Raw genomic sequence first — 22,166 nt, 5'->3', positions numbered from 1 at the left:
GCCGTCGCTGGCGGCTCACGGTCTCGAGAGGAAGTGGACGACAGACCGGCGTTACTCGACGAGGACGGCGTTGACCTGTCCGTCCTGACCGGGACGGGAGGTGACGCGCGCCGTGCCGGCGGACGTCTCGATGATGGCGCCGCGGGTGATGATGTTCCGGCGGGCGTAGTTCGGGTTCGCGCCGTTCTCGGCGACGTTCTCGATGGTGGCCTGGACGACCTCGTCGCCGTCGGCAACGCTCGCGACGTCCGTGCGGAGGGCACGGACCTTCGTGTTGCCGCCGCGCGTCTCGACGACCTTCAGTTTGCGGTCCTCGACGCGGGTCTCGGTGGGGGAGTCGCCGAGTTCGTGTTTCTTTTTCTTGTGGACGTTACGCCGTCGACCGCCGGTTCGCTTCTTGCCGGAGCGTCCGTGGCTCTTCATGGATACGAAGGGGACGGTCACGGCCTTGAATCGTTCGACTCGGCGTTCGGGTCCGGTACCGACCGATTCTTGCCCGGGCACGCCGACCGGCCGGTATGAGCCTCCGGGTCACCGTCGCGGCCCCGTTCCGCCGCACCGGCGGGGAGCGCGTCGGGGAGAACGAGTTCGTCGTCGACCTCTCGCTCAAGCGCGACTGGTTCACGCCGGACCAGGCGAAGCGCCTCGTCGACATCGCCGTCAGCGAGGGGCTCGTCGACCGCGACGACGGCGACCTCGTCGCCACGTTCGACCCACGCGAGGTGTCGATGCCCGAGGAGTTCCAGCCCGACGAGTCGGTACTCCAGCAGCGCTCGACGTTCCAGCGGGTCCTCGACGCCGTCACGGGGACCGGCGTCGAGAAACAGGAGGCAGTGGCGGCGATGAACCGCCTGCAGGCCGACCTCGGCGTGAGTATCGAGGCCGCGGGGGTGCTCTACGCCCGTCGGCGTGGCGTCGACGTGGACGACCTCGCCGAGCGGGCGCTCGGTGACCTCTGATGGTCGTCGACGAGGTGCGGGACGGCCGGCGGATCGCCCAGCTCCTCGCGAGCGAGGTCCGGGGCCACGAACGTGGTGCGCTCGGACGTTGTGCCGTCGTCGACGTCCACGACGTCGAGGGGAGCGAGTTCGGCGAGTTCGCGTACGGTGTCGACGTCGCGCTCGACGGCGAGGCGAGCGAGCGACTCGCGGACGTGTTCGTCCACGACGACCGGGCGCGCGTCGAGTTCCGACTGGGGGTGGACGCGGCCGTCGACGCGGCACGCGAGGCCGGGCTCCGCGTCAGGCCGAAGGCGACGGAGCCGCCGCGGACGGTGGTGTTCGTCGAGCGGGGCGTCGAGGCGAAGCGCGTCCTCGCGGTGCTCTGCGCGGCGGCCGACTGACGGGCACCCACGGCCACGCGCTTCAGTCCTCTTCCTCCTCGTCGGGCCAGTCGTGGTCGACGTCGGAGAGGTTGAGCGCGTCGACCAGCCGGTTCGTCACGACGCGTTCGACCATCCGGACGAGATGGTCGTCGTCGGGTTCGCCGGCGAAGATGCCGAGCGGTATCTCACCGCCCGCCATCTCTCGGTGTCCGCCGGCGCTCCCCACGCCCTCGAATGCGTCGTGGAGCACCTGGCCGATGTTGGTCCGGGCGTCCGTCGAGCGGCCGCTGATCTGGATGGCGTCGTCGATGATGCCGAAGACGATGGCCGTCTCGATACCCTCCAGCGTGGCGAGGTAGTCGGCCGCCTGTGGGAGCGCGTCGCGCTCGCGTGTCCGACCGACGTGCGAGATGAGCACCGCCCCCCGAACCTCGCGGTTGCTGATGGCGTCCGCGATGGCGTCGACGGTGGCGCCGCTGACGGCCGGCGAGGAGAGCCGCCGCAGGAGATCACGGTCCGCGGTGGGGTGGAGGAACGCGCCGGCGAGGTACTCCGCCGTCGTCGCTCCACGGAGGAACCCGAGCGTCTCGCGCCGGATGGCGAACAGGAGGGCCGTGGCGAGGGCGCCGTCCGTCTCGACGTCGAGCGCCCGCAGGTACTCGGTGAGGATGGTCGCGCTGGCGCCGATCCCTTCGCGGTGGTCGACGTACCGCCCCTGCACGTTCTCGGCGGGGTGGTGGTCGACGACGACGTCGACCAGCGTCCCCTCGGGTACCTCGTTGTTCACGCCCGGTACGGAGTGGTCGACGAAGGCGAGGAGTGAGTCCTCGGGCCGGTCGGTGACCTTCTCGGCGTCGAACTCCAGCAACTCCACCTCCAGTAGGTTGACGAACGCCCGGTTCTGCTGGTGAGAGATGCTCCCCGAGTAGAGGATGCGACGCTCGTCGATGCCGGCCGCGGCGGCGATACGCCCGAGTGCCAGCGCGCTGGCCAGACAGTCCGGGTCGGGGTTGTTGTGACAGACGATGGTGATCTCGTCCGCCTCGGACAGCAGGTCCCACAGCCGCTGGGGGTCTGGACCAGTCGGCGTGTCCACCCCCACGTCGAGGTCGGCCATAGCCCACCTCTGTACCGACGGTACAAGCCGTTTCCCCCGGCGAACTCCCTCAGTCGCGGTCGGCGTCGTAGCCTGCCAGCGCGTCGAAGACGTCGTCTCCACTGGCCACAGCCTCGGCCAGCGCCCTGACGCCCGGTTTCGCCACCCGGTCCGGGTTCCCGAGCAGGCGGACCCGTTCCGTGCCGCAGGGCACGAACCCCATCCCGAGCGAGTCGGCCGTCGCGCGCAGGCCGAGGCCCACGTCCGCCTTCCCGGCACTGACCCGCCGGGCCGGCGACTCGTGGGCGCGGACGCCGGCGTCGAACCCCTCGATGGCCGAGACGAGGTCGTGTCGGTCCACATCCCGCTCCGCGGCGAGGTCGGCGAGCGCGTTCCCGAGCGTCGTCCGCAGGCCGGCGTTCGAGGTCCGGTTGACGAACCGCAGTTCGCTGTCGACCAGGTCGCCCAGCCCCGAGACACCGTCCGGGTTCCCCGCGGGGACGACCAGCCCCCACTCGCGGTTCCACGCGCCGAGTTCGTCGGCGTCGAAACCGGGGTCGCCGGGCGCGCTCGTCACCGCGACGTCGGGGACGCCGTTACGCAGGCGGCGCAGGCCCTCCCGCGACCCGAGCGCGAGGTACCGTGGCCGCTCGACGCGGTCGAGCAGACGCGAGAGAGCGGGGTCGTCCTCGCCGACGCCGTAGACGGTCGGCGTGCGGACGTTCGGTGAGAACGACTGCACGGTCACCGTCTCACCCTCGTCCAGTCGCTCGGTGTCGGCAGGCACCTCGACGACGCCGTCGGCCTCGACGAGCGACGTGGTCGCGCCGCTCCCCTTGTCGACGGGGTAGACGAGCGTCTCGCCGTCCCCGTCCGCCACCAGTCCGACGGGCATCAGTCGGAGCCGTCCCTCGGCGTAGCGCTCCGAGACGGCCATCCGCCCCTCCACGGTGGCGGTCCGCGGTTCGGGCAGCCCCGCCGCCTCACGGATGGCCGGCGCCACGAACGTCCGGAAGATGGTCAGTGCCGAGACGGGGTAGCCGGGGAGGCCCACGTACGCGGACTCGGCGAGTCGACCGACGAGCATCGGCTTCCCCGGCTTCACGGCGACACCGTGGAGGAGGAGTTCGCCGCTGTCCTCGATGACCCGGTAGATGACGTCGACGGCCGAGGCGGAGGTGGACCCCGAGGAGAGCACGAGGTCACACTCGGCGGCGGCCTCGCGGAGCACGGCCTCCATCGCGTCGTAGTCGTCGCCAGCGTGCTCGTAGAGTCGCGGCTCGCCACCCGCCTCGCGGACGCCGGCCGCGACGGCGTAACTGTTCACGTCGTATATCTCGCCGCGGTCGGCGTCGAGCGGCTGGCCGGGGCGGACGAGTTCGTCGCCCGTCGAGACGATACCGACCGTCGGCCGGCCACGCACGGGCACCTCGTCCACGCCGAGCGCCGAGAGCAGGCCGATCTCGCGGGCCGTCAGTTCCGTCCCGGGACCGAGCGCGCGTTCGCCGCCGGCGATGTCCGCCCCCGCGAACATGATGCGGTCGCCGGGCGCGAGCGACGTGCGGACGAGGACCGCGTCGTCGTCCCGGTCGGTTCGCTCGACCATGACGACGGCGTCGGCGCCCGGCGGCACGACGGCGCCGGTCGATATCTCTGCACACTCGCCCTCGGCCACCTCGACGTCGGGTTCGGTGCCGGCGTGGACCTCACCGACGAGTTCGAGCCGGGCCGGGTCGGCCTCGTCCGCGCCGAACGTGTCCGCGGCGCGCAGGGCGTACCCGTCGACGCTCGCGCGGTCGAAGCCCGGCACGTCGAGCGTGGCGTCCACGCGGTCGGCGAGGACGCGACCGGCGGCGTCCTCGAGCGGTACCGTCTCGGGGGCTGGCGAGAGCGAGAGCGAGCCGATGGCCTCGTGGGCCCGCTCGGGCGGCGCGAGGTCACGGAACTGCTTGCGGTCGGGCATGGGGGAGCGTTCGGCCGGGGGCCACAAGAAGGGTGCCGCGACGGACGCCGGTCAGGGCGCGTACTCCCAGTCCTCCACCGCCACCTCCGCCCCCTCGTCGTACCCCTCCAGCCCCTCGGGGACGACGACCCAGCCGTCGGCCAGCGCGACGCTCGAGAGGACGCCAGACCCGGAGGCACGCGTCGGCGTCGCCAGCACCTCGCCGTCGCCCGCCTCGAGACGGACGCGGGCGAACGTCCGGACGCCCGGTTCGCTCGCCACCTTCCTCGTCAGCGTCGCGGGCCGCGTGGGGTGGGGTGGGAGTGTCCCCCCCTCGAGGTGTTTCAGGAGGGGCCGCAGGAACTGGACGGCGTTGACGATGCAGGCGACCGGATAGCCCGGCAACATCACGACCGGCGTGTCGCGCACGACGCCGAGTGCACAGGGGTGGCCGGGTTTCAGCGCGACCCCGTGGACCAGCACCTCGCCGAGGTCCGCGACCACCTCGGGTATCAGGTCGCGCTCGCCGACCGAGGAACCGCCGGTGGTGACGACGACGTCCTTCGTCAGGTCGCGCTCGATGGCCGCACGGAGTGCCGACTCGTCGTCCGTCACCACGTTCCGGTACTCCGCGCGCCCACCCCAGCGACGGACGTAGCGCGAGACGGTCAGGCCGTTCGTCTCGATCACCTCACCCGGTTCGGGGTCGTGTTCGACGAGCTCCTCGCCGGTGGGGACCACGCCGACCGTCGGCTGTTCGTACACCTCGACTCGGGTGATGCCGACGGCCTTCAGGAGGCCGAGGTCGGAGGGTCGGAGCCGGTGACCCACCTCGTAGAGTGGTTGGCCGGCCTCCACATCCTCGCCCGCGGGGGCGACGTTCTCGCCGCCAGCGACGGCGTCGAACACCTCGACCTCGTCACCGAACCGCTCGGTGTCCTCGACCATGACGACGGCGTCGGCACCGTCCGGAACTTCGCTCCCGGTGTGGACCCGGACGGCCTCGTCCGGCCCGACGCGCCCCTCGGACTCGCGGAGGACCGCCGGCGACCGGTCACCCGCGCCGAACGTGTCCGCGGCGCGGACGGCCCAGCCGTCCATCGCGGCACGGGCGTAGTGCGGGACGTTCCGGTCGGCGACGACGGACTCGGCGAGGACGCGGCCGTCGGCCACCCGGAGCGGGACCCGGTCGGTTCGACCGTGGGGTGAGACGGCCTCCAGCAGGCGCTCGCGGGCCTCGGCCACACGAGTCACCTCCTTGAAGCCGCTCTCGGAGACGTCTGTCATACCGTCCGCTTCGGCGGGACGGGGGTAAAATGGGTGGGTCCCAGCGGCCGCGCCCCTACGCTCCGCCGCCGTGCCCGGCGAGCAGTTCCTCGAGTGCCTCGAGTGCCGGCGTCGACTGCCGGACCGTCAGTGGCGACACCGACACCTCGCCGTCGGCCGCGGCCCGGCGGTCGGTGCCCACGGGGTCGGAGACGGCGCCCTCGGCCAGCGGGTCGTAGAACCGGTCGCGGGCGTGGTAGCCGTCGGCGTGCCGCTCGATCTCCACGTCGAAGTCGTGGACGGGTTCGGTGGCACGGAGTGGGGCGTCCTCGGTCGCGGGGACGTTCACGTTCAGGTAGTCACACGCCGCGGGCAGGCCGCCGGCAGCGACGGTCTCGACGAGGAACCGGAGGGTCGGCCCGACTGGTTCGAAGTCGGCCCGCTCGAACTCGCGGCTCCCCACCGCGGGGTCGTAGAGCGAGCACGCCACCGCCGGTACGCCGAGGTGGGCGGCTTCGATGGCCGCGCCGACGGTCCCCGAGCGCCCGAGCCGGTGGGCACCGAGGTTCGGGCCGGCGTCACAGCCCGAGACGACGAGGTCGAACGCGGGTTCGAGGACGGTCCGGGCGAAGTGGACGGCGTCGACTGGTGTGCCGTCGACGACGTAGCCGAGGTCGTGTTCCGAGACGCCGAACCCGCGGGTGTCGGAGCGCGACGCCCCGTCGTGGGCCACTGTGGGGGCGACGACGGTCACGTCGTAGTCGGCGAGTGCGTCGCGGGTCGCCAGCAGTCCGGGTGCGTCGATGCCGTCGTCGTTCGTCAGGAGGATTCGAGGGTCGGTCACGCGCTGTCGCCCCCCGCCGCGAACTCGGCCCGGACCCGGTCGGTCGCTTCGAGGAAGCCGTCGCCGTAGCCCGCGTCGGTCACGTGGTGGGCCGCGGCGAGCGCCGTCTCGTCGGCGTTGGCCACGGCGTAGCTCTCGCCGACCACCTCGAACAGTTCGGCGTCGTTCTCGGAGTCACCGACGGCGACGAACTCGGCCGGGGAGCGGTCCAGCGCGTCCGCGGCGGCCTCCAGTCCACGGGCCTTGTTCACCTCGGGACTGGTCACGTGGTAGGCGAACCCGGTGTCGATGACGCGCATCCCGTGGCGGTCGGCGGCCTCGCGGAGCGGCGACTCGGGCTGCTCCAGCGCGACGGCGAGTTCCGTCTCGCGCCAGCGGTTGACGAAGTCGACGGTCCCCCACCCCAGCGAGTGGCCCGCCTCGGCGTAGTCCTCGGCGACGCGTTCGGCGGCCGCCCGGTCGCCGGTGAAGCGGAGTTCGTCGGCGCTCGCCACGTAGACGGCGCCGCCGTTCTCCGCGACGACGTTGATCGGGATGGCGAGGAACTCACACAGGCCGACCGGGTAGGGGAGCGCCTTCCCGGTGGCGACGACGACGGGCGCTTCGGCGGCCCACTCGCGGAGCACCGGGAACACCCGCGGGTCCAGTCGACGCTCGGCGTCGGTCAGGGTGCCGTCGATGTCGACGGCAAGCGGCGGCAGGTCGGTCACAGCCGGACTCGGAGGCCCGTAGTATCAAGCCCTGCGGTCGCCTAGCGTCTCGTATGACAGACACGCCCGCGGTGCCCGTCGAGGGCCTCGCGGACACGTACACCGTCGACACCCTGCTGTACGGGTTCGAGGGCGCGCTCTCGCAGTACGTCCTCGACAGCGCGGAGCCGGTCGTGGTCGACACGGGCGCGGCGAACACCACCTCGCAGACCTACGCGGCGGTCGATCACCTCGGTATCGACCGCGACGAGGTCCGGCACGTCCTCGTCACGCACGTCCACCTCGACCACGCTGGTGGCGCCGGCGAGTTCGCCCGCGAGTTCCCGAACGCGACGTTCTACCTGCACCCCGAGGGGTACGACTACGTCACGGACGCCGACCGACTCGCGGCGCTCAAGCGGAGCGTCGACCGCGCGATGGGGACCGAGGACGCCTACGGCGACCCCGACCTCGTCCCCGAGGACCGCGCGGTCGTCGTCGAGGACGGCGAGCGCCTCGACGTGGGCGACCACACGCTGCGTTTCGTCGACGCGCCGGGCCACGCCCCACACCACTTCGCGGCGTTCGACGAGACCACCGGCGGGCTGTTCTCCATCGACGCCGCCGGGATGTACCAGCAGGGCGAGATGCGCCCGACGACGCCCCCACCGTCGTTCGACCTCGAGGCGAATCTCGAGACGGTGCGGCGCCTCCGTGCGCTGGAGCCGGCTCGCAACCTCTACGGCCACTACGGGCCGGGCGCACCCGACGAGGCCGTCGCGGAGCTCGACCACTACGAGGCGATGCTCCCCGAGTGGGTCGCGTTCGTCGACGAGCACAGGGCGGAGCGCCCGAGCGTCTCCGAGATACTGGCGGTGACGGGGGCGGAGTGGCAGTCACCCACCGTCCAGCGCGACGTCGCAGGCGTCCTGAACTACCTCCGCGAGCGCGACGACGACTGACGAGCGGGGTGCCCAGGGCTACTCGCTGAGTCGCTCGTAGGCCTTGTTGACGCGCTTGAACTCCTCCTCGCTCCCGGTCTCGGTGTCGGGGTGTGCCTCCTTCACCCGCTCGCGGTAGGCCTTCTTCACCGTCGCCTGGTCGGCGTCCGCGGAGACGCCGAGCACCTGTCGTGCCTGCGAGCGGGAGGGCCCGCTGGTGGTCGAGGGGGCGCGACGGCGGCCCTGTGCGTCGGCCCGCGCACGGCGGCGTTGCTGGCGGGCCTGCTGTCGCACGCGTTCCCACCGGTCGTCGCCGCCCGGCGCTTCCCAGTCCTCGCGCGGGCCGGCGCCGAATCCGCCGCGGCCGCCGGGTGACCCGCCGTTGGCGTTCGTGCGGGCCTGTCGCTCCACCCGCTCGTAGATGCCGCTGGCGATGCGCCCCGTCGCGTGGTACCAGAAGAAGTACGTCGCCGCACCGAACAGCGCGGCGACGAACAGCGGGACGGGGTCGCGGAACGCCGCCGCCAGCACGACCATCAGGACGGTCATGCCGGCGAAGACGGCGGCCAACGCGAGCACCAGGCGCTGGTTCTTCACGTCTCCCCGTTGGGCCTCCCCCGAAGTAAGCGTCTCGGCGGCGGCAGCGTGGTCGAGCGAAGCGAGACCACGGACCAGTGAGCGGGAGGGAGGAACGACCGACACGCGAGCAGCGTGGTCGAACGAGCTCCCCGACCGAGGCGAGGGTTCAAACCCACTCGCGCGTTAGCACGACTCATGAGTGTCTCCGGCCTCTGCGAGGTGTGTGAGCGACGGGAGGTGGTCGGCGGTTGCGAGCGCTGCGGCAAACTGGTCTGCGCGAAGCACGTGGACGAGGAGACGGGGTACTGCACGGCCTGCTACGCCGAGGTGTACGGTCACCGGGAGGCCCACGAGCGTGGCGGCGACCGGGACGAGCGAGACCACCCGGACGGCGTCGGAGAGTACCGGTTCTGAGGGTGCGCGTCGCGTGAGCGCCACGGACGCATTCCGACGGAAGGTGGTCGCCGGTGTGGCACTCGTCCTGTCGACGACGGGACTCCTGACGATGGCGCTGGCCTCGGGCGGCCGCATCGGTCCGACGGAGAGCCTCTTCGAGGTGGTCTGGGGAGAGACGGGCCAGCGGTACGCCTTCTGGTACGGCCTCCTCGCGACGGGCGGGGGACTCGCGATCGGCCGGTTCGTCGGTACGGACCGTCAGGGGGACGGCCCGAGCGAGACTCAGTCCCGGTAGCGGTTCAGTCGGTCCTTCAGTCGCCTGGCCGACTGGCGCGCCGCGGCCTCGAAGTTCTCGCCCTCGCCGGCGAAGATGATGCCGCGCGAGGAGTTGACGAGGCCGACGCCGTCGGCGTTCAGGCCGTACTCGACTGCCGCCTCGGCGTCACCGCCCTGCGCACCCACGCCGGGGACGAGGAACGGGAGGTCCGGGACGAGTTCACGCACCCGTTCGAGCTCCTCCGGCGCCGTCGCCCCCACGACGAGACCGACGTTCCCGCGCTCGTTCCACTCCGAGCAGCGCTGGGCGACGTACTCGTAGAGCTTCTTGTCGTTGCCGACCGTGAGGTTCTGGAAGTCCTTGCCGCCCGGGTTCGAGGTGCGACAGAGGACGATTATCCCCTTGTCCTCCCGGGCGAGGAACGGCTCCAGCGAGTCCCGACCGAGATAGGGGTTCACGGTGATGGCGTCGGCGTGGTCCAGCAGATTCGCGTACTGCCGGGCCGTGTTCCCGATGTCGGCGCGCTTGGCGTCGAGGAGGACGGGGACGTCCTTGCCGTGGGCGTAGGCGACGGTCTCGCGGAGTGCGCGCCAGCCGTCGCTGTCCTCGTAGAACGCCACGTTCGGCTTGTAGCAGGCCGCGTGCTCGTGCGTGGCGTCGATGATGCGACGGTTGAACGCCCACCGCGGCAGGTCGTGGTCCGCGAGGTGGTCCGGGAGTTTCGCGGGGTCCGGGTCGAGGCCGACGGAGACGACGCTGTCGGCGGAGTCGATACGGGCCGCGAGCGTGTCGAAGAAGCTCATCGAAGGGGGGTCAGAGCGGGCGATTACAAGCGTTCCCATCCTCGGCGCGGCGCCGGCGGCAGGGCCTGTCCGAGCGCCGTCCCCACGGCTGGAAGGCTTATGCCGGCAGGTCCACGAGCGGGGACGTGCGCATCCGTGATGCCCTCCGCTGGCTCCTCGTCGCCGTCGGCGTCCTCCTCGTCGTCGGTTCCGTGCGGAGCCTCGCGACGCTCCCACCACCGCCACCCGCCGGGCGTGACATCCCCGGCGGGTTCGCCGTCCTCTTCCTCGGCCTCGGCGTCCTCGCCGGCGTGTTCCTCGCCGTCCTGGGGCTCGCGCTCACCGGCGACGACGACCCCGTGTTCAGTGGTGCCCAGCGCACCGTCCTCCGGGTCGTCGGCTACCTGCTGGGGGGCTCCGTGCTCGTCGGCGTGGTGGTGCTGGTCACCGTCGACGTGCTCCTCGGCGTCGCCGTCCCCGGACTCGTCGCGGTGCTCGTCCTGCCCGTGGTCGTCGCCGTGGTCTGCTGGCGGGTCGGCGAGGCGCTCGTCAGCGCGGTCTGAACGCCGCCGGCCCCGTCAGTCGGCCGCGGTGTCCCCACTCCAGAGTTCGTCGAACGAGGAGACGCGGTGGTCACCGAGGACGCACATCCCGCGTCGGTGGTGGCCGTGGCGCTCGACGTGGACCGCGTCGAGGCCGGCGTTCCACGCCGCGCCCACGTCGTGCGGGCCGTCGCCCGCGAGGATTCCCTCACCCTCCGTGCGGGCGTCGATGCGTGCGAGGGCCAGCTCCACGGGGGTCGGGTCGGGTTTCCATCCCGTCTCGTCCGTACAGCAGACGACAGTGTCGAACCAGTCGCGGATGTCGAGTCCGTCGAGGACCGGGTCCGTGAGGTACTCCTGGCAGTGTGTCACGAGCGCGAGGGGGCGGTCCACCTCGGCGAATCGGGCCGCGTCGTCGTAGAGGAAGGTGGCGTCGGCGCGTGCCTCCGGGTCCTCCTCCTCGTGGAAGATCTCCCAGAACCGCTGCGGGTCGAGCCCCCACGACTCGAGCGCGGCGTTCGGGTCACCGCCGAGGGAGTGCCAGACCCGCTCGGCCTGCTCGTCTGTGAAGCCGTGGCCGAGGCGGTCGCCCACGCGACCGACCACCTCGTGGACGTAGTCCGGCTCCACGTCGATGAGGGTCCCGTCGAGGTCGAGGACCCAGTAGTCGTAGTCGCGGTGCACCATCGGAACCGAACCGTAGCGGCTCACCGGATAAGAACTTTCTCGCCCACGCCGGCTCGCCGTTCGCGAGAATCTACCGGGTCCGTGACCGTCTCCGGCCCCTGAGTTATCTTGATACGCGCGCTGCACCCCCGTCCCGGCATGTCCAGTGGAGAGTCTCGACCGCCGCGAGTCGCCGTCGCCTGTCAGGGCGGGGGGAGCCACACCGCCTTCACCGCCGGCGTGCTCGACCGACTGCTGGAGGAGACCGACGTGGCGTTCGACGTGGTCGGACTCAGCGGCACCTCGGGCGGCGCCATCTGTGCGTTCACCGCGTGGTACGCACTCGCCAGCGAGTCCGGTTCCGAGGGTCGGGTGGAGGCTCGGCGGCTGCTCCGACAGGTCTGGGACGACATCGCCGTGGACTCGCCGCCGGAACGGTTCGTCAACGCGCTGGGGGTGGGCCTCGCCCGAACGCAAGGGATGGGCGTGCCGATGCCGTCGGTGAGTCCCTACGACACGCCAGCCTCGGAACTCGGTCGGGGGACCATGCGTCGGACGCTCGAACGGGCGGTGCCGGCCGCCGACCTCGCCGACCTCGTCGACGGGGTCGACCCCGACTCGCCGCCACCGCGGCTCGACGTCGGTGCCGTCGACGTCCAGCGTGGCACGTTCAGGACGTTCACGGAGCGGGACGTGACCCACGACGCGGTGCTCGCGTCGACGGCCGTCCCGAACCTCTTCGAGGCCGCGCCGGTCACCGAACCCGACGGCACAGTCCGGTACTACTGGGACGGGCTCTTCTCGCAGAACCCGCCGCTGGGCGAGCTGTTCAGGGCTACGCCCGGTCGGTTGGAGCGGCCGGACGAGCTCTGGGTCGTCCAGATCAACCCCCAGCGCGAGGACCGGGTCCCTCGGCGCACGGAGGAGATACTCGACCGCCGCAACGAGCTCGGCGGTAACCTCTCCATCAACCAGGAGCTCGAGTTCGTCCGCCTGCTGAACGAGGCGGCGGCCGCGGGCGAGACGGTCGGTGCGTTCCGTCCGATAGCCGTCAAGACCGTCGAGCTGGACGAGTCGATGGTCTCGCCGGACCGGTCACTCGACTACGCCACGAAACTGGACCGGTCGCACGAGTTCCTCGACCAGCTGTGGGACCACGGCCGCGAACAGGCTGGTCGGTTCCTCGCTGTCGAGCGGGACCGTCGCACCGTCCAGCGGGCGGTCCGGGAGGTCTGGAACGAGGGCGAGGCCGACTGGGACGGACTGGTGGCCCCGTCGCTGACGGTCCACTCGCCCTCCAATCTCGTCGAGGTTCGCCGATTCCTGGCCGGCGAGTCCGAGGCCGAGGTGACGCCGTACGGGCTCGCGGAGTACGTGTCGTTCACACGGACCATGCGCGAGGCGATACCCGATCTCTCGTTCCGGATCGAGGAGACGGCGGCGGAGCCCGACCGGGTGGCGATTCGCTGGCGGGCCACCGGAACCAACACGGGGCCGTTCCTCGGTACCGAGCCGAGCGACCGCCCGGTGTCGCTCTCGGGGATGTCGATGCTGCACCTCGACGATGGCAAGATAACGACGATGTGGACGCTCTACGAGGGGTGGGGGCTGCTCCGACAGGTCGGTGTCGCGGACGTGACCGAGCGGCTCTCGACGACCGCCCGGGTGGCGGCCACGCCGGTGGTGACACAGCTCTCGGCACCGACCGAGAACCGCGACATCGTGGACCGGCTGACCGAGGCGGTGTGGAACCGTGGCGACCGCGACGCACTCGACCGCGTCCTCGCTGCCGACAGCGTCCTCTACCTCGACAGCGCCCGCGAGCTGCGCGGGCGCGACGCCTACTGGAAGTTCGTCCAACGCTACCGCGAGGGGTTCCCCGACCTGCGGCTCACCGTGGAGGAAACCGTCTCGGAGGGTGACAAGGTCTTCCTCCGCCAGCGACTCCGGGGGACTCACGACGGCCGGTTCCTCGACGTCGAGCCGACCGGCGAGACGGTAGACGTCGCCCGGATGGTCGTCCACCACGTCGACGACGGCCGCATCGTGGAGACGGGCGTCGTCGAGGACACCATCCGGCTGTTGCACCAGCTCGGCGTGACCGCCTCGGCGGAGGTGGCCTGGGACGCACCGGGGGAGGTGGTCTGACCTGTCGCTCCCCGCTCCACGCCGCGGCCGTTCTCAGCCGGCGAGATTCATGTCGCCTGTTTAACCAATACCTCGTCGCACCTGTCGACATGAACTCCGAGAGACCAGAGACGATAGTGGGAGCAGTGACGGGGGCCCTGCTCGCGACGTGGGCCGTCTGGTTCGTGCTCGCGTTCGTCCCGTGGATCAGTGGACTGGGGGCGTGGAACGGCATCGATGCGTACGCGGCCGCCTTCGAGCCTGGTCCGTATCTGGCGTGGGTGGTCCCCCCGCTGCTCCTCGCGCTGACCTTCGCGCCGTTCTGGGTGGCGGTCCACGTCTCGACGCCGAGGGGCCGACGCGTGTGGAGTCTCCTCGGGTTCGGCTTCGCGACGGCCTACGGCGCTATCCTCGGTGCGAACTACTTCGTGCTGGCGACGTTCGTCCCACAGGCGATAGCCGCGGGGGCCACGGAGGGGCTCGACCTGTTCGTCGTCGGGAGTCCACACAGCCTCACGGGCACGCTCGAGGGCGTCGGTTACGGTCTGATGGGCATCGCGATGCTGTTCGGTGGCTTCGCCTTCGGCGGCGGGCGACTGGCCGTCTGGGTTCGGCGGCTGTTCGTCCTCAACGGGGCCGCGAGCCTCGTGGGCGTGGTGGTCCTCGGCGCCGCGGGACACGTGCCCGCGGCCGAGGCGGTGAGCTTCCTATCGCTCGGGGTCTGGGCACTCACGTTCCCGGTGGCGACCGTGCTCGCGGCTGTCCACTTCCGACGGCTCGGCTCGCTTGGTGACACCGCGGGAGCGGACCGGGTCGCCGGTGCCGAGCGGATCCCACAGTCCCGATGACCCGCCGTGGTGGCACGGTTGGAGGGTGCCGGTGAACGACCGGTCGTTCCCGGTCGCGCGCGGCCGGTCGCCGTCACTCCCGGCCGCGCCGCACGTGGATACTCGACCCGAGGTACTTCTTCAGCACTTCGTCGACAGAGTCCGCTTTGAACAGCGAGAGGTCGTCGGCGACGGCCGCTCGGAGCGCGTCGAGGTACTCGGGGTCGGTCCGCAACTCCCGGAAGTCGACGGACTCGACGGGGACGCCGAGCGAGTCCTCTGCCAGTTCCCGGAGGTACCTCTCGTCGCCCCCCTTCGCCGCGCCAGAGGTTGTCTCGGAAGAAGAGCCAGCCGTCCTCGCCCGGCGTGGCCGCCCGTCTCGACAGCACCGACTCGAAGCGGTCCGGCGAGAGCGCGACGTCCGGGTCGGCTGACTCGACCCTGAACCGTATCCGGAAGAGGTACTCGGCGCTCGGTGCCCCGTGGTCGGTCTCGGACATCGGCTCAGTCGGCGAGCTCGTCGAACCGGGCGGCGAGGTCCGTGTCATTCTCGGTGATGCCGCCGGCGTCGTGGGTCGTGAGCCGGACCTCCACCTCGCGCCACCCGATGGTGAGCTCGGGGTGGTGGAACGCCTCCTCGGCGAGGCCGCCGGCCCCCGCGGCGAAGCCGACGCCCTCGAGGTAGGAGTCGAACTCGTAGGTCCGGACGAGTTCGTCGCCCTCGACCGTCCAGTCGGCGGGTTTCTGTGCCTCGATCTCGGCCTCGGAGAGCAGGTCTGCCATGACAGGTCGTTGGTGCGACGCGAGCATAAGTGTGGGTGCGACAGGAGCCACGGAGGCCACTGTGGCCACCGGGACCACAGTCGCTAAATCACGCGCCGCCCAAGTGGGAGTAATGTCGAACGAGCCGGCCGCGGCGGACGTCACGCGAACCGAGGCGTGGCTGATGGCCGCCCGACCACAGACCCTCCCGGCCGGGGCCGCCCCCGTCGTCGTCGGGGCCGGTCTCGCGGTCGGCGCGGGCGTCTTCGCCCCGCTGCCCGCCCTGTTCGCGCTGGTCGGGGCACTCCTCCTGCAGGTCGGGACCAACTTCGCGAACGACTACTACGACGCCGTCAAGGGCGCCGACACCGAGGACCGCGAGGGGTTCACCCGCGTCACCGCGGGAGGCATCATCGACGCCGAGCGGGTCAAGCGCGCGATGTGGCTCACCTACGCGCTCGCCGTCCTCGTCGGAGTCTACCTCGTCTACGTCGGTGGACTCCCCATCGTCGTCGTCGGGCTCTCCGGGGTGGCCGCTGGCGTGCTCTACACGGGTGGGCCGTACCCCTACGGCTACCGGGGACTGGGCGACCTGTTCGTGTTCATCTACTTCGGCGTCGTCGCCGTCGCCGGGACCTACTACGTGCAGGCCGCCGCGGCGGGGAGCGCGTTCCCCCTCTGGATTCCGCCGGACACCGTCCCGCTCGCGGCGATCGTCGCGTCGCTCCCCGCCGCCGGCCTCTCGACGGCCATCCTCGTCGTGAACAACATCCGCGACCGGGAGACCGACGCTGCGACGGGGAAACGCACCCTCGCTGTCATGCTCGGCTACCGCGGCGCCCGGGCCGAGTTCCTGCTGATGGTCGGGACGGCCTACGTCGTCCCGGTCGTCTTCGCGCTGACGGGCTACTCGCTCGCGACGCTCCTGCCGCTCCTGACGCTCCCGCTGGCCGTCTCGCTCTCCCGGACCGTCCTGAGCCGCACCGAGGGGGCCGCGCTGAACCCGGCGCTCGAGACGACGGGCAAGCTCCTGTTCGCGCACTCGGTGCTGTTCGCGCTGGGGCTCGCGCTCCCGGCGCTCCTATGAGGGTCGAGCCGTTCTCGCTGTCGCTGACACGGCCGCTGAGCACCGCCAACGGCCCCATCGAGGCACGAGAGGGGTTCCTCGTCCACGTCGAGCACGCCGGGGAGACGGCCGTCGGCGAGGCGACCCCCCTGCCGGGGTGGACCGAGTCGCTCGAGGAGTGTCGGGCGGCACTCGAGGCCGTCGCGGACCCCGTCTCCGCGCTCGACGAGATGGGCGACCACCCTGCCGCGAGACACGCCGTCGAGATGGCCGTCGCGGGCTGCGAGGCGCGGTCGAACGGCGAGTCGCTGGCCGCGTGGCTCGGCGAGGACGCCCCCGCAGCGAGCGTCCCCGTGAACGCCACCGTCGGTGACGACACGCCGGCGCAGACAGCAGCGGCGGCCCGGGAGGCCGTCGAGGCGGGGTTCCCCGCGGTGAAGATCAAGGTCGGCGTCGGCGAGCAGTCCCGCGACCGGGAGCGACTCGCGGCGGTCCGGGACGCCTGCCCGGCCGTGGAACTCCGGGCCGACGCCAACGAGGCGTGGGACCGCGAGACGGCCGCAGACGTCGTCGAGTGGGCGGCCGACCTCGACCTCGCGTACCTCGAACAGCCGCTGTCCGCCGCCGACCTCTCGGGACACGCGGCACTCCGAGGGGCGGGCGTGGGCATCGCGCTGGACGAGAGCCTCGCGGCGCACGGCCTCGACGCCGTCCTCGCGGCCGACGCCGCGGACACGGTGGTGCTGAAGCCGATGACGCTCGGCGGCCCCGTCGCGGCCCGGACCGTCGCACGCCGGGCGCACGAGGCTGGCGTCGACACCGTCGTCACGACGACCATCGACGGGGCCTACGCCCGCGCCGCGGCGGTCCACCTCGCGGCGTCGCTCCCCTCGGTCCCCGCCTGCGGGCTCGGGACGGGCGCCCTGCTGGCGACGGACCTCCTCGACCCCGACCCCGTCCCGGTGGCGGAGGGCGCCGTCGCGGTCCCGACCCACCCCGGGGTGTGTTGAACGACCGGTCCTCCCCGGCGCGCACGTCGAAAGTTCAATAGTCCCCCTCTCCCCAAGTGCGACGGTATGCGGGATTGGCTGGCCCATCGTGCAGACGCGACACCGACCGCGCCCGCGGTCCACGGTGTCGACGGCACGACCACGACGTACGCGGCCCTCGACGAGCGTGTCGAGGAGGTCGCGGGGCGGCTGGCCGGGCTGGGCGTGGGTGTCGACGACCACGTCGGCGTCGTCTGCGAGACCGGGCCGTCGTTCGTCGACCTCGTCCACGCGACGATGCGGGTGGGTGCGGTCCTCGTCCCCCTGAACGCGCGACTGACGGTCGCCGAACTCACCGAACGGGTCGACCGTGCGGACCTCTCCACGCTCGTGACGGACGCCGAGGCGGCCGAGCGGGCGGTCCCCGCGGCGGAGTCGAACGAGGTCCCCGTCGTCTCGCTCGACGAAGACGCCGGGACCCGGGACCTCCTCGGCGTCTCGCCGGAGACCTACGACCTCCCGGCGTTGACGCCCAACGACGTACAGGTGATGCTGTTCACCTCGGGGACGACGGGGACGCCGAAGGCCGTCGCGCTCACCGCGACGAACCTCGCGGTCAGCGCCGGCGCCTCGGCCTTCCGCCTCGGCGTCCTCCCCGAGGACCGGTGGTACGACCCACTCCCGATGTACCACATGGGCGGGCTGGCACCGGTGTATCGGTCGGTACTCTACGGGACGAGTGTCGTCGTCGAGGGGTCGGGGGGTGGGTTCGACCCCGAACGGACCGTCGAGGCGATGCACCGGACCGGGGCGACCTGTACCTCGCTCGTCCCGACGATGCTGCGACGTATCCTCGACACGTACGACGACGACCCCTTCCCCGACTCGTTCCGGTTCGTCCTCCTCGGCGGGGCCAAGGCGCCGCGCACGCTCCTCCGGGACTGTCTCGAACGCGACGTGCCCGTCGCGCCCACCTACGGCATGACCGAGACCTCCTCGCAGATCGCCACCGCGACCCCGCGGGAGGCCCGCGAGGCAGTCGGGACGGTCGGGAACCCGCTCGTGTTCACCGACGTGACCATCGTCGACGAGGACCACCGGCCGGTCGGGACGGACGAGACGGGCGAGATCGTCGTCTCCGGTCCGACCGTCACCGCGGGGTACTACGGCGACGTGGCCTCGACCCGTGAGTCGTTCTGCACCCACGGGTTCCGGACGGGCGACGTGGGCTACCGCGACGAGAACGGTCGCCTGTTCGTCCTCAACCGGGCGGACGACCGCATCGTCACGGGCGGCGAGAACGTCGACCCCGGCGACGTGCTCGACGTCCTCCGGAACCACCCGATGGTCTCGGACGCGGCCGTCCTCGGCCTGCCGGACGAGGAGTGGGGCGAGCGGGTCGCCGCGCTCGTCGTCGGCGACGTGGCGGAGGACGAACTCCTCGAGTTCCTCGACGGCCGTCTGGCCGGGTTCAAGAAGCCGAAGACGGTCGTGTTCACCGACGAACTCCCGCGGACGGCGTCGGGGACGGTGGACCGGGAGGCTGCGCGGGAACTGCTGGAGGCCGCGCCGGCGCACGAGTGAAAACGCGTGCGGTGCGGTCGCCGCCCCTGTCCGAGCGAGCGTCAGCGAGCGAGGTCCACCGGTAGACTCGTTATCACTCGCCTGCCGAGACTCGCGGTCCTGCGGACCGCTCACCACCCGCCCCGAGCGTAGCGAGGGGCGCAGTTTTTCTCCGCGTTTTTGCGACGAGTGGCTCCCCGAAGCGAGCGCAGCGAGCGAGGAAGCCCGAGGAGTAAAGAGAGGTCAGTCGTCCTGCGCGTCCACCACCGCCACGCCCGCCAGATTCACGATGTCCTTCACCTCGTCGCCGCGCTGCAGGACGTGGACGGGCTTGTCCATCCCGACGAGCATCGGGCCGATGGCCTCCGCGCCGCCGAGGCGCTGGAGCAGTTTGTAGGCGATGTTCCCCGCTTCGAGGTTGGGGAACACGAGGACGTTCGCGGGTTCCTCGAGTTCGTTGAAACTGTAGTCGCCGGTGAGCATCTCCTCGACGACGGCCGTGTCGGCCTGCATCTCGCCGTCGACCGGGAAGTCCACCTCGGGGTCCTCCCGGAGCATCTCGGCGGCGTCGCGGGGCTTCGCCGTGCCGGGGTTGTTCACGCTCCCGAAGTCCGAGTACGAGAGCATCGCCACGCGGGGTTCGACGTTGAACCGCCGGGCGAGCTTGGCCGTCTGCTTGGCCACCTCGGAGAGCACCTCCTCGTCGGGTGCCTGGTTGACCGTGGTGTCCGCGCAGAAGACGACCTGGTTCTTGAACGTCAGCATGTAGACACCGGCGGCGTAGTCCACGTCCTCCTCGGTGCCGATGACCTGGAGCGGCGGGCGGAGTGCCGACGGGTAGTGGTGCATCAGGCCGGTGAGCATCGCGTCGGCGTCGCCCATCTCCACCATCGTGCTGCCGAGGTAGTTGCCCTCCTGGACGAGTTCGTCGGCCTCGCGGCGGGTCACGCCCTTGCGCTGGCGGAGTTCGTAGAGCCGCTCGGCGTAGGCGTCGAGGTTCCCCTCCTCGGGGTCGACGACCTCGGGGTCGAAGTCGAGCCCGAGGTCCTGACTCGTCTCCCAGATCTCCTCGCGGTCGCCGATGAGGACGGGTTCGGCGATCCCCTGCTCGACGAGCTGGTAGGCCGCGCGGATCATCTTCTCGTCGTCGCCCTCGGCGAGGACGACGCGCTTGGGCTGTGACTTCGCCTTGTTCAGGACGACCCGCATCATCTCGCGGGACTTCCCGAGGCGCGCTTCGAGGCGCTCGACGTACTGCTCCACGTCGAGTTCCTTCCGGGCACAGCCGCTGTCGACGGCGGCCTGTGCGACGGCGGGCGCCACCTCGAACAGGACCCGCGGGTCGAGCGGCTTGGGGATGAGGTACTCCGGGCCGAACTGGAGCGGCTGGTCGCCGTAGGCCTTGACGACGGCGTCGGGCACGTCCTGCCGGGCGAGGTCGGCGAGCGCCTGCGCCGCGGCGCGTTTCATCTCCTCGTTGATCTCGGTGGCACGCACGTCCAGCGCCCCACGGAAGATGAACGGGAACCCGAGGACGTTGTTGACCTGGTTCGGGTAGTCCGAGCGCCCCGTGGCCATGATGACGGTGTCGTCGCGGGCGGCCTTCGCGTCCGGGTACGGGATTTCCGGGTCGGGGTTCGCCATCGCGAAGATGATGGGGTCATCGGCCATCGACTGGACCATCGCCTCGTCGACGAGTCCACCGATAGAGAGGCCGACGAACACGTCGGCGTCCGTCATCGCGTCCGCGAGGTCGCCCCCCTCGCGGGCCGTGGCGAACTCGCGCTTGTACTCGTTCACCTCGCCCGCATCGGCACGTTCCTGCGTGATGATGCCCGAGGAGTCACACATCGTGATGCGTTCGCGGTCCGCGCCGAGCGAGACGTAGAATCGGGCCGTGGCGAGGGCGCTCGCGCCGGCCCCGGAGAAGACGATGTCGAGTTCGGAGATGTCCTTGCCCGTTATCTCGCAGGCGTTGAGCAGCGCGGCACCGGAGATGATGGCGGTCCCGTGCTGGTCGTCGTGGAAGACGGGGATGTCCATCTGCTCGCGGAGCTCCTCCTCGATCTGGAAGCACTCCGGCGCCTTGATGTCCTCGAGGTTGACGCCACCGAACGTGGGTTCCATCGCCGCTACGGACCGGATGAACTCGTCCGGGTCGTCCTGATCGAGTTCGATGTCGAACACGTCGATGTCGGCGAAGCGCTTGAACAGGACGCCCTTGCCCTCCATGACGGGCTTGGACGCCTGCGCGCCGATGTCACCGAGGCCGAGGACGGCGGTGCCGTTCGAGACGACGCCCACCATGTTCCCCTTCGCGGTGTAGGAGTAGGCCTCGTCCGGATCGTCGCGGATCTCGCGGCACGGCGCGGCGACGCCCGGCGAGTACGCGAGCGAGAGGTCACGCTGCGTGTTGGTCGGTTTCGTTGTCGAGATCTCCAGTTTGCCCGGCGGTTCCTGCCGGTGATAGTCGAGAGAGTCCTCGTCGAGTCCCATGCCTCGACGGCGGTGCGAACCATCAAAAAGGTATGCTGTACCGTGGTCGGGTCGCCGGTCCGTCTCCGCGAACGAACGACATTTGTCGTCGCAGTCCCGAGGGCGGGTATGGACCGACTGACACGCCGACTGGCCGGGCTCTCGGCTGGCCTGACGTTCGTCCTCGTCCTCCTCGGCGTCTACACCGCCGCGGACGGCGCGGGGCTGACCTGTGCGGGCCGGTGGCCGCTCTGCGACGGCGCGGTGTTCGGCCTCTTCCCGGCGAACTGGCCCTCGTTCGTCGAGTGGTTCCACCGCCTCTGGGCGATGGTGACCGGGTTCGTCGTCCTCGGGACGACGATACGGGCGTTCCGGCAGGGCGTCGACCGGAAGGTGCGCTACGCGCTGGCCGGGGCGACGCTCGTCCTCCCCTCCCAGATCGTCCTCGGGGCGCTCACGGTCACGCAGTACGAACTGCTCATCCTGCTCGCGCACTTCGTCACGGCGTTCACCATCCTGACGCTCCTGTTCGCGGCGGCGACGTGGGCGTGGGACCCCGTGGTCGACCTCCGTTCGCGCCGCGAGACCGCACTCCTGCTCGTCGCGGTGCTGTTCCCGGTCTACGTCGCCCTCTCGCCTCGCCTCGTCTTCGTCTACAGCGAGCTCGTGCAGGTCGGGTTCTACGCCGTCGGGATGACGGCCTACGCCGCGCTCGTGGCGACCACACTCACCTCGACAGGACGGGTCCGGTCGCTGGCAGGTGGGGCCGCCGCGCTGCTGTTCGCCGAGCTGGTCGTCGGACGGCAGGCCTACGGCGGGACCGGCGAACTGCTGATGCTCGCGGGCGCTGTGCTCGCGTTCGTGGCCGTGGTCGTGGCGCTCGTGGCCGTCCGTCGAGGCTCGGGGCCGGCCGTCGTGCGGTCCGGCAGAGCGCCGAGCGACGACTGAACCAGACGGTCGTCCGGGGTTCCGGGCTGGAGGGTAAACTACTAACGCGCCCTTTTTGTACTGAG

23 protein-coding genes and 1 pseudogene are annotated in these 22,166 nt (G+C 71.1%); 12 read left to right on the top strand and 12 right to left on the bottom strand.

Annotation, left to right across the window (positions count from 1 at the left end):
- Positions 1-51 precede the first annotated feature (51 nt).
- On the bottom strand, positions 52-423 hold the full coding sequence (locus tag N0B31_RS04945; RefSeq protein ID WP_260594732.1) for a 30S ribosomal protein S8e: 372 nt from the start codon (positions 421-423) through the stop codon (positions 52-54).
- A gap of 95 nt (positions 424-518) precedes the next feature.
- Here N0B31_RS04945 and N0B31_RS04940 point away from each other — a divergent pair, with 95 nt between their 5' ends.
- Positions 519-959, top strand: coding sequence for a DUF2240 family protein (locus tag N0B31_RS04940; RefSeq protein ID WP_260594731.1), 441 nt, complete (start codon positions 519-521; stop codon positions 957-959).
- Positions 959-1,342 (top strand): DUF7993 family protein, encoded by a 384-nt coding sequence (locus tag N0B31_RS04935; protein ID WP_260594730.1) that lies wholly within the window; start codon positions 959-961, stop codon positions 1,340-1,342. The genes N0B31_RS04940 and N0B31_RS04935 overlap by 1 nt, the downstream gene beginning before the upstream one ends.
- A gap of 22 nt (positions 1,343-1,364) precedes the next feature.
- On the opposite strand, the gene N0B31_RS04930 is transcribed toward N0B31_RS04935, so the two are convergent.
- From N0B31_RS04930 to N0B31_RS04910, 5 genes are read right to left on the bottom strand one after another with little or no spacing between them, the layout of a single operon-like run.
- On the bottom strand, positions 1,365-2,441 hold the full coding sequence (locus N0B31_RS04930; RefSeq protein ID WP_260594729.1) for a DHH family phosphoesterase: 1,077 nt from the start codon (positions 2,439-2,441) through the stop codon (positions 1,365-1,367).
- Between the two features lie 49 nt (positions 2,442-2,490).
- Positions 2,491-4,383: a molybdopterin biosynthesis protein gene (locus tag N0B31_RS04925; protein ID WP_260594728.1), complete on the bottom strand. Its 1,893-nt coding sequence runs from the start codon at positions 4,381-4,383 to the stop codon at positions 2,491-2,493.
- Positions 4,384-4,434: 51 nt separating this feature from the next.
- Positions 4,435-5,649: a molybdopterin molybdotransferase MoeA gene (locus tag N0B31_RS04920; protein WP_260594727.1), complete on the bottom strand. Its 1,215-nt coding sequence runs from the start codon at positions 5,647-5,649 to the stop codon at positions 4,435-4,437.
- A gap of 55 nt (positions 5,650-5,704) precedes the next feature.
- Positions 5,705-6,472: a 5'/3'-nucleotidase SurE gene (gene surE / locus N0B31_RS04915; RefSeq protein WP_260594726.1), complete on the bottom strand. Its 768-nt coding sequence runs from the start codon at positions 6,470-6,472 to the stop codon at positions 5,705-5,707.
- Complete coding sequence (locus tag N0B31_RS04910; protein WP_260594725.1) at positions 6,469-7,182, bottom strand: HAD-IIB family hydrolase; 714 nt, start codon at positions 7,180-7,182, stop codon at positions 6,469-6,471. Before N0B31_RS04910 ends, surE begins: the two co-directional genes overlap by 4 nt.
- A 53-nt stretch (positions 7,183-7,235) precedes the next feature.
- Between N0B31_RS04910 and N0B31_RS04905 the strand changes: the two genes are divergently transcribed.
- A complete protein-coding gene (locus N0B31_RS04905; protein ID WP_260594724.1) occupies positions 7,236-8,123 on the top strand; it encodes an MBL fold metallo-hydrolase in 888 nt (295 codons plus the stop codon).
- An 18-nt stretch (positions 8,124-8,141) separates the two neighbouring features.
- Here the strand turns inward: N0B31_RS04905 and N0B31_RS04900 are convergent, their stop codons facing one another.
- Entirely contained in the window at positions 8,142-8,699 is a 558-nt protein-coding gene (locus N0B31_RS04900; protein ID WP_260594723.1) for a DnaJ domain-containing protein, read from the bottom strand.
- 177 nt (positions 8,700-8,876) lie between these two features.
- Between N0B31_RS04900 and N0B31_RS04895 the strand changes: the two genes are divergently transcribed.
- Both N0B31_RS04895 and N0B31_RS04890 read left to right on the top strand, forming a co-directional pair.
- On the top strand, positions 8,877-9,095 hold the full coding sequence (locus N0B31_RS04895) for a hypothetical protein (RefSeq protein WP_260594722.1): 219 nt from the start codon (positions 8,877-8,879) through the stop codon (positions 9,093-9,095).
- A gap of 13 nt (positions 9,096-9,108) precedes the next feature.
- Positions 9,109-9,372, top strand: a complete 264-nt coding sequence (locus tag N0B31_RS04890; protein ID WP_260594721.1) for a hypothetical protein — start codon at positions 9,109-9,111, stop codon at positions 9,370-9,372.
- On the opposite strand, the gene pyrF is transcribed toward N0B31_RS04890, so the two are convergent.
- A complete protein-coding gene (pyrF, locus tag N0B31_RS04885; protein ID WP_260594720.1) occupies positions 9,360-10,157 on the bottom strand; it encodes an orotidine-5'-phosphate decarboxylase in 798 nt (265 codons plus the stop codon). The two genes, N0B31_RS04890 and pyrF, sit on opposite strands and share 13 nt — an antisense overlap.
- Before the next feature lie 125 nt (positions 10,158-10,282).
- Between pyrF and N0B31_RS04880 the strand changes: the two genes are divergently transcribed.
- Complete coding sequence (locus N0B31_RS04880) at positions 10,283-10,699, top strand: hypothetical protein (RefSeq protein WP_260594719.1); 417 nt, start codon at positions 10,283-10,285, stop codon at positions 10,697-10,699.
- A 15-nt stretch (positions 10,700-10,714) separates the two neighbouring features.
- Here N0B31_RS04880 and N0B31_RS04875 read toward each other — a convergent pair whose 3' ends face one another.
- Positions 10,715-11,365 (bottom strand): HAD family hydrolase, encoded by a 651-nt coding sequence (locus N0B31_RS04875; RefSeq protein ID WP_260594718.1) that lies wholly within the window; start codon positions 11,363-11,365, stop codon positions 10,715-10,717.
- A 138-nt stretch (positions 11,366-11,503) separates the two neighbouring features.
- Here N0B31_RS04875 and N0B31_RS04870 point away from each other — a divergent pair, with 138 nt between their 5' ends.
- Both N0B31_RS04870 and N0B31_RS04865 read left to right on the top strand, forming a co-directional pair.
- Positions 11,504-13,492 (top strand): ester cyclase, encoded by a 1,989-nt coding sequence (locus tag N0B31_RS04870; RefSeq protein WP_260594717.1) that lies wholly within the window; start codon positions 11,504-11,506, stop codon positions 13,490-13,492.
- Between the two features lie 89 nt (positions 13,493-13,581).
- A complete protein-coding gene (locus N0B31_RS04865; RefSeq protein ID WP_260594716.1) occupies positions 13,582-14,319 on the top strand; it encodes a hypothetical protein in 738 nt (245 codons plus the stop codon).
- 73 nt (positions 14,320-14,392) lie between these two features.
- Here the strand turns inward: N0B31_RS04865 and lwrS are convergent.
- Together lwrS and N0B31_RS04855 are read right to left on the bottom strand one after the other, a co-directional pair.
- Positions 14,393-14,798, bottom strand: a pseudogene (lwrS, locus tag N0B31_RS04860) (LWR-salt protein).
- A 4-nt stretch (positions 14,799-14,802) separates the two neighbouring features.
- Positions 14,803-15,081 (bottom strand): 4a-hydroxytetrahydrobiopterin dehydratase, encoded by a 279-nt coding sequence (locus N0B31_RS04855; protein ID WP_260594715.1) that lies wholly within the window; start codon positions 15,079-15,081, stop codon positions 14,803-14,805.
- A gap of 112 nt (positions 15,082-15,193) precedes the next feature.
- On the opposite strand from N0B31_RS04855, the gene N0B31_RS04850 reads away from it, so the two are divergent.
- From N0B31_RS04850 to N0B31_RS04840, 3 genes are all read left to right on the top strand, one after another.
- On the top strand, positions 15,194-16,147 hold the full coding sequence (locus tag N0B31_RS04850) for a 1,4-dihydroxy-2-naphthoate polyprenyltransferase (RefSeq protein ID WP_260594714.1): 954 nt from the start codon (positions 15,194-15,196) through the stop codon (positions 16,145-16,147).
- Positions 16,144-17,136 (top strand): o-succinylbenzoate synthase, encoded by a 993-nt coding sequence (menC, locus tag N0B31_RS04845; RefSeq protein ID WP_260594713.1) that lies wholly within the window; start codon positions 16,144-16,146, stop codon positions 17,134-17,136. The genes N0B31_RS04850 and menC overlap by 4 nt, the downstream gene beginning before the upstream one ends.
- A gap of 66 nt (positions 17,137-17,202) precedes the next feature.
- On the top strand, positions 17,203-18,699 hold the full coding sequence (locus N0B31_RS04840; RefSeq protein WP_260594712.1) for a class I adenylate-forming enzyme family protein: 1,497 nt from the start codon (positions 17,203-17,205) through the stop codon (positions 18,697-18,699).
- A gap of 222 nt (positions 18,700-18,921) precedes the next feature.
- Here N0B31_RS04840 and N0B31_RS04835 read toward each other — a convergent pair whose 3' ends face one another.
- On the bottom strand, positions 18,922-21,174 hold the full coding sequence (locus tag N0B31_RS04835; RefSeq protein ID WP_260594711.1) for an NADP-dependent malic enzyme: 2,253 nt from the start codon (positions 21,172-21,174) through the stop codon (positions 18,922-18,924).
- Between the two features lie 150 nt (positions 21,175-21,324).
- On the opposite strand from N0B31_RS04835, the gene N0B31_RS04830 reads away from it, so the two are divergent.
- Positions 21,325-22,101, top strand: a complete 777-nt coding sequence (locus N0B31_RS04830; protein ID WP_380628448.1) for a COX15/CtaA family protein — start codon at positions 21,325-21,327, stop codon at positions 22,099-22,101.
- The last annotated feature ends 65 nt before the right edge of the window (positions 22,102-22,166 follow it).

Source organism: Salinirubellus salinus (assembly GCF_025231485.1).
Lineage (GTDB): Archaea > Halobacteriota > Halobacteria > Halobacteriales > Haloarculaceae > Salinirubellus > Salinirubellus salinus.
This window is presented reverse-complemented; position numbering and strand designations above follow the sequence as displayed.

Coding starts and splice junctions, on each gene's coding strand:
- N0B31_RS04895 (WP_260594722.1), top strand. CDS start 8,877: ATGAGTGTCTCCGGCCTCTGCGAGGTGTGTGAGCGACGGGAGGTGGTC.
- menC (WP_260594713.1), top strand. CDS start 16,144: ATGAGGGTCGAGCCGTTCTCGCTGTCGCTGACACGGCCGCTGAGCACC.
- N0B31_RS04925 (WP_260594728.1), bottom strand. CDS start 4,383: ATGCCCGACCGCAAGCAGTTCCGTGACCTCGCGCCGCCCGAGCGGGCC.
- N0B31_RS04945 (WP_260594732.1), bottom strand. CDS start 423: ATGAAGAGCCACGGACGCTCCGGCAAGAAGCGAACCGGCGGTCGACGG.
- N0B31_RS04875 (WP_260594718.1), bottom strand. CDS start 11,365: ATGGTGCACCGCGACTACGACTACTGGGTCCTCGACCTCGACGGGACC.
- N0B31_RS04905 (WP_260594724.1), top strand. CDS start 7,236: ATGACAGACACGCCCGCGGTGCCCGTCGAGGGCCTCGCGGACACGTAC.
- N0B31_RS04940 (WP_260594731.1), top strand. CDS start 519: ATGAGCCTCCGGGTCACCGTCGCGGCCCCGTTCCGCCGCACCGGCGGG.
- N0B31_RS04870 (WP_260594717.1), top strand. CDS start 11,504: ATGTCCAGTGGAGAGTCTCGACCGCCGCGAGTCGCCGTCGCCTGTCAG.
- N0B31_RS04920 (WP_260594727.1), bottom strand. CDS start 5,649: ATGACAGACGTCTCCGAGAGCGGCTTCAAGGAGGTGACTCGTGTGGCC.
- N0B31_RS04840 (WP_260594712.1), top strand. CDS start 17,203: ATGCGGGATTGGCTGGCCCATCGTGCAGACGCGACACCGACCGCGCCC.
- N0B31_RS04865 (WP_260594716.1), top strand. CDS start 13,582: ATGAACTCCGAGAGACCAGAGACGATAGTGGGAGCAGTGACGGGGGCC.
- N0B31_RS04850 (WP_260594714.1), top strand. CDS start 15,194: ATGTCGAACGAGCCGGCCGCGGCGGACGTCACGCGAACCGAGGCGTGG.
- N0B31_RS04855 (WP_260594715.1), bottom strand. CDS start 15,081: ATGGCAGACCTGCTCTCCGAGGCCGAGATCGAGGCACAGAAACCCGCC.
- N0B31_RS04835 (WP_260594711.1), bottom strand. CDS start 21,174: ATGGGACTCGACGAGGACTCTCTCGACTATCACCGGCAGGAACCGCCG.
- N0B31_RS04930 (WP_260594729.1), bottom strand. CDS start 2,441: ATGGCCGACCTCGACGTGGGGGTGGACACGCCGACTGGTCCAGACCCC.
- N0B31_RS04935 (WP_260594730.1), top strand. CDS start 959: ATGGTCGTCGACGAGGTGCGGGACGGCCGGCGGATCGCCCAGCTCCTC.
- pyrF (WP_260594720.1), bottom strand. CDS start 10,157: ATGAGCTTCTTCGACACGCTCGCGGCCCGTATCGACTCCGCCGACAGC.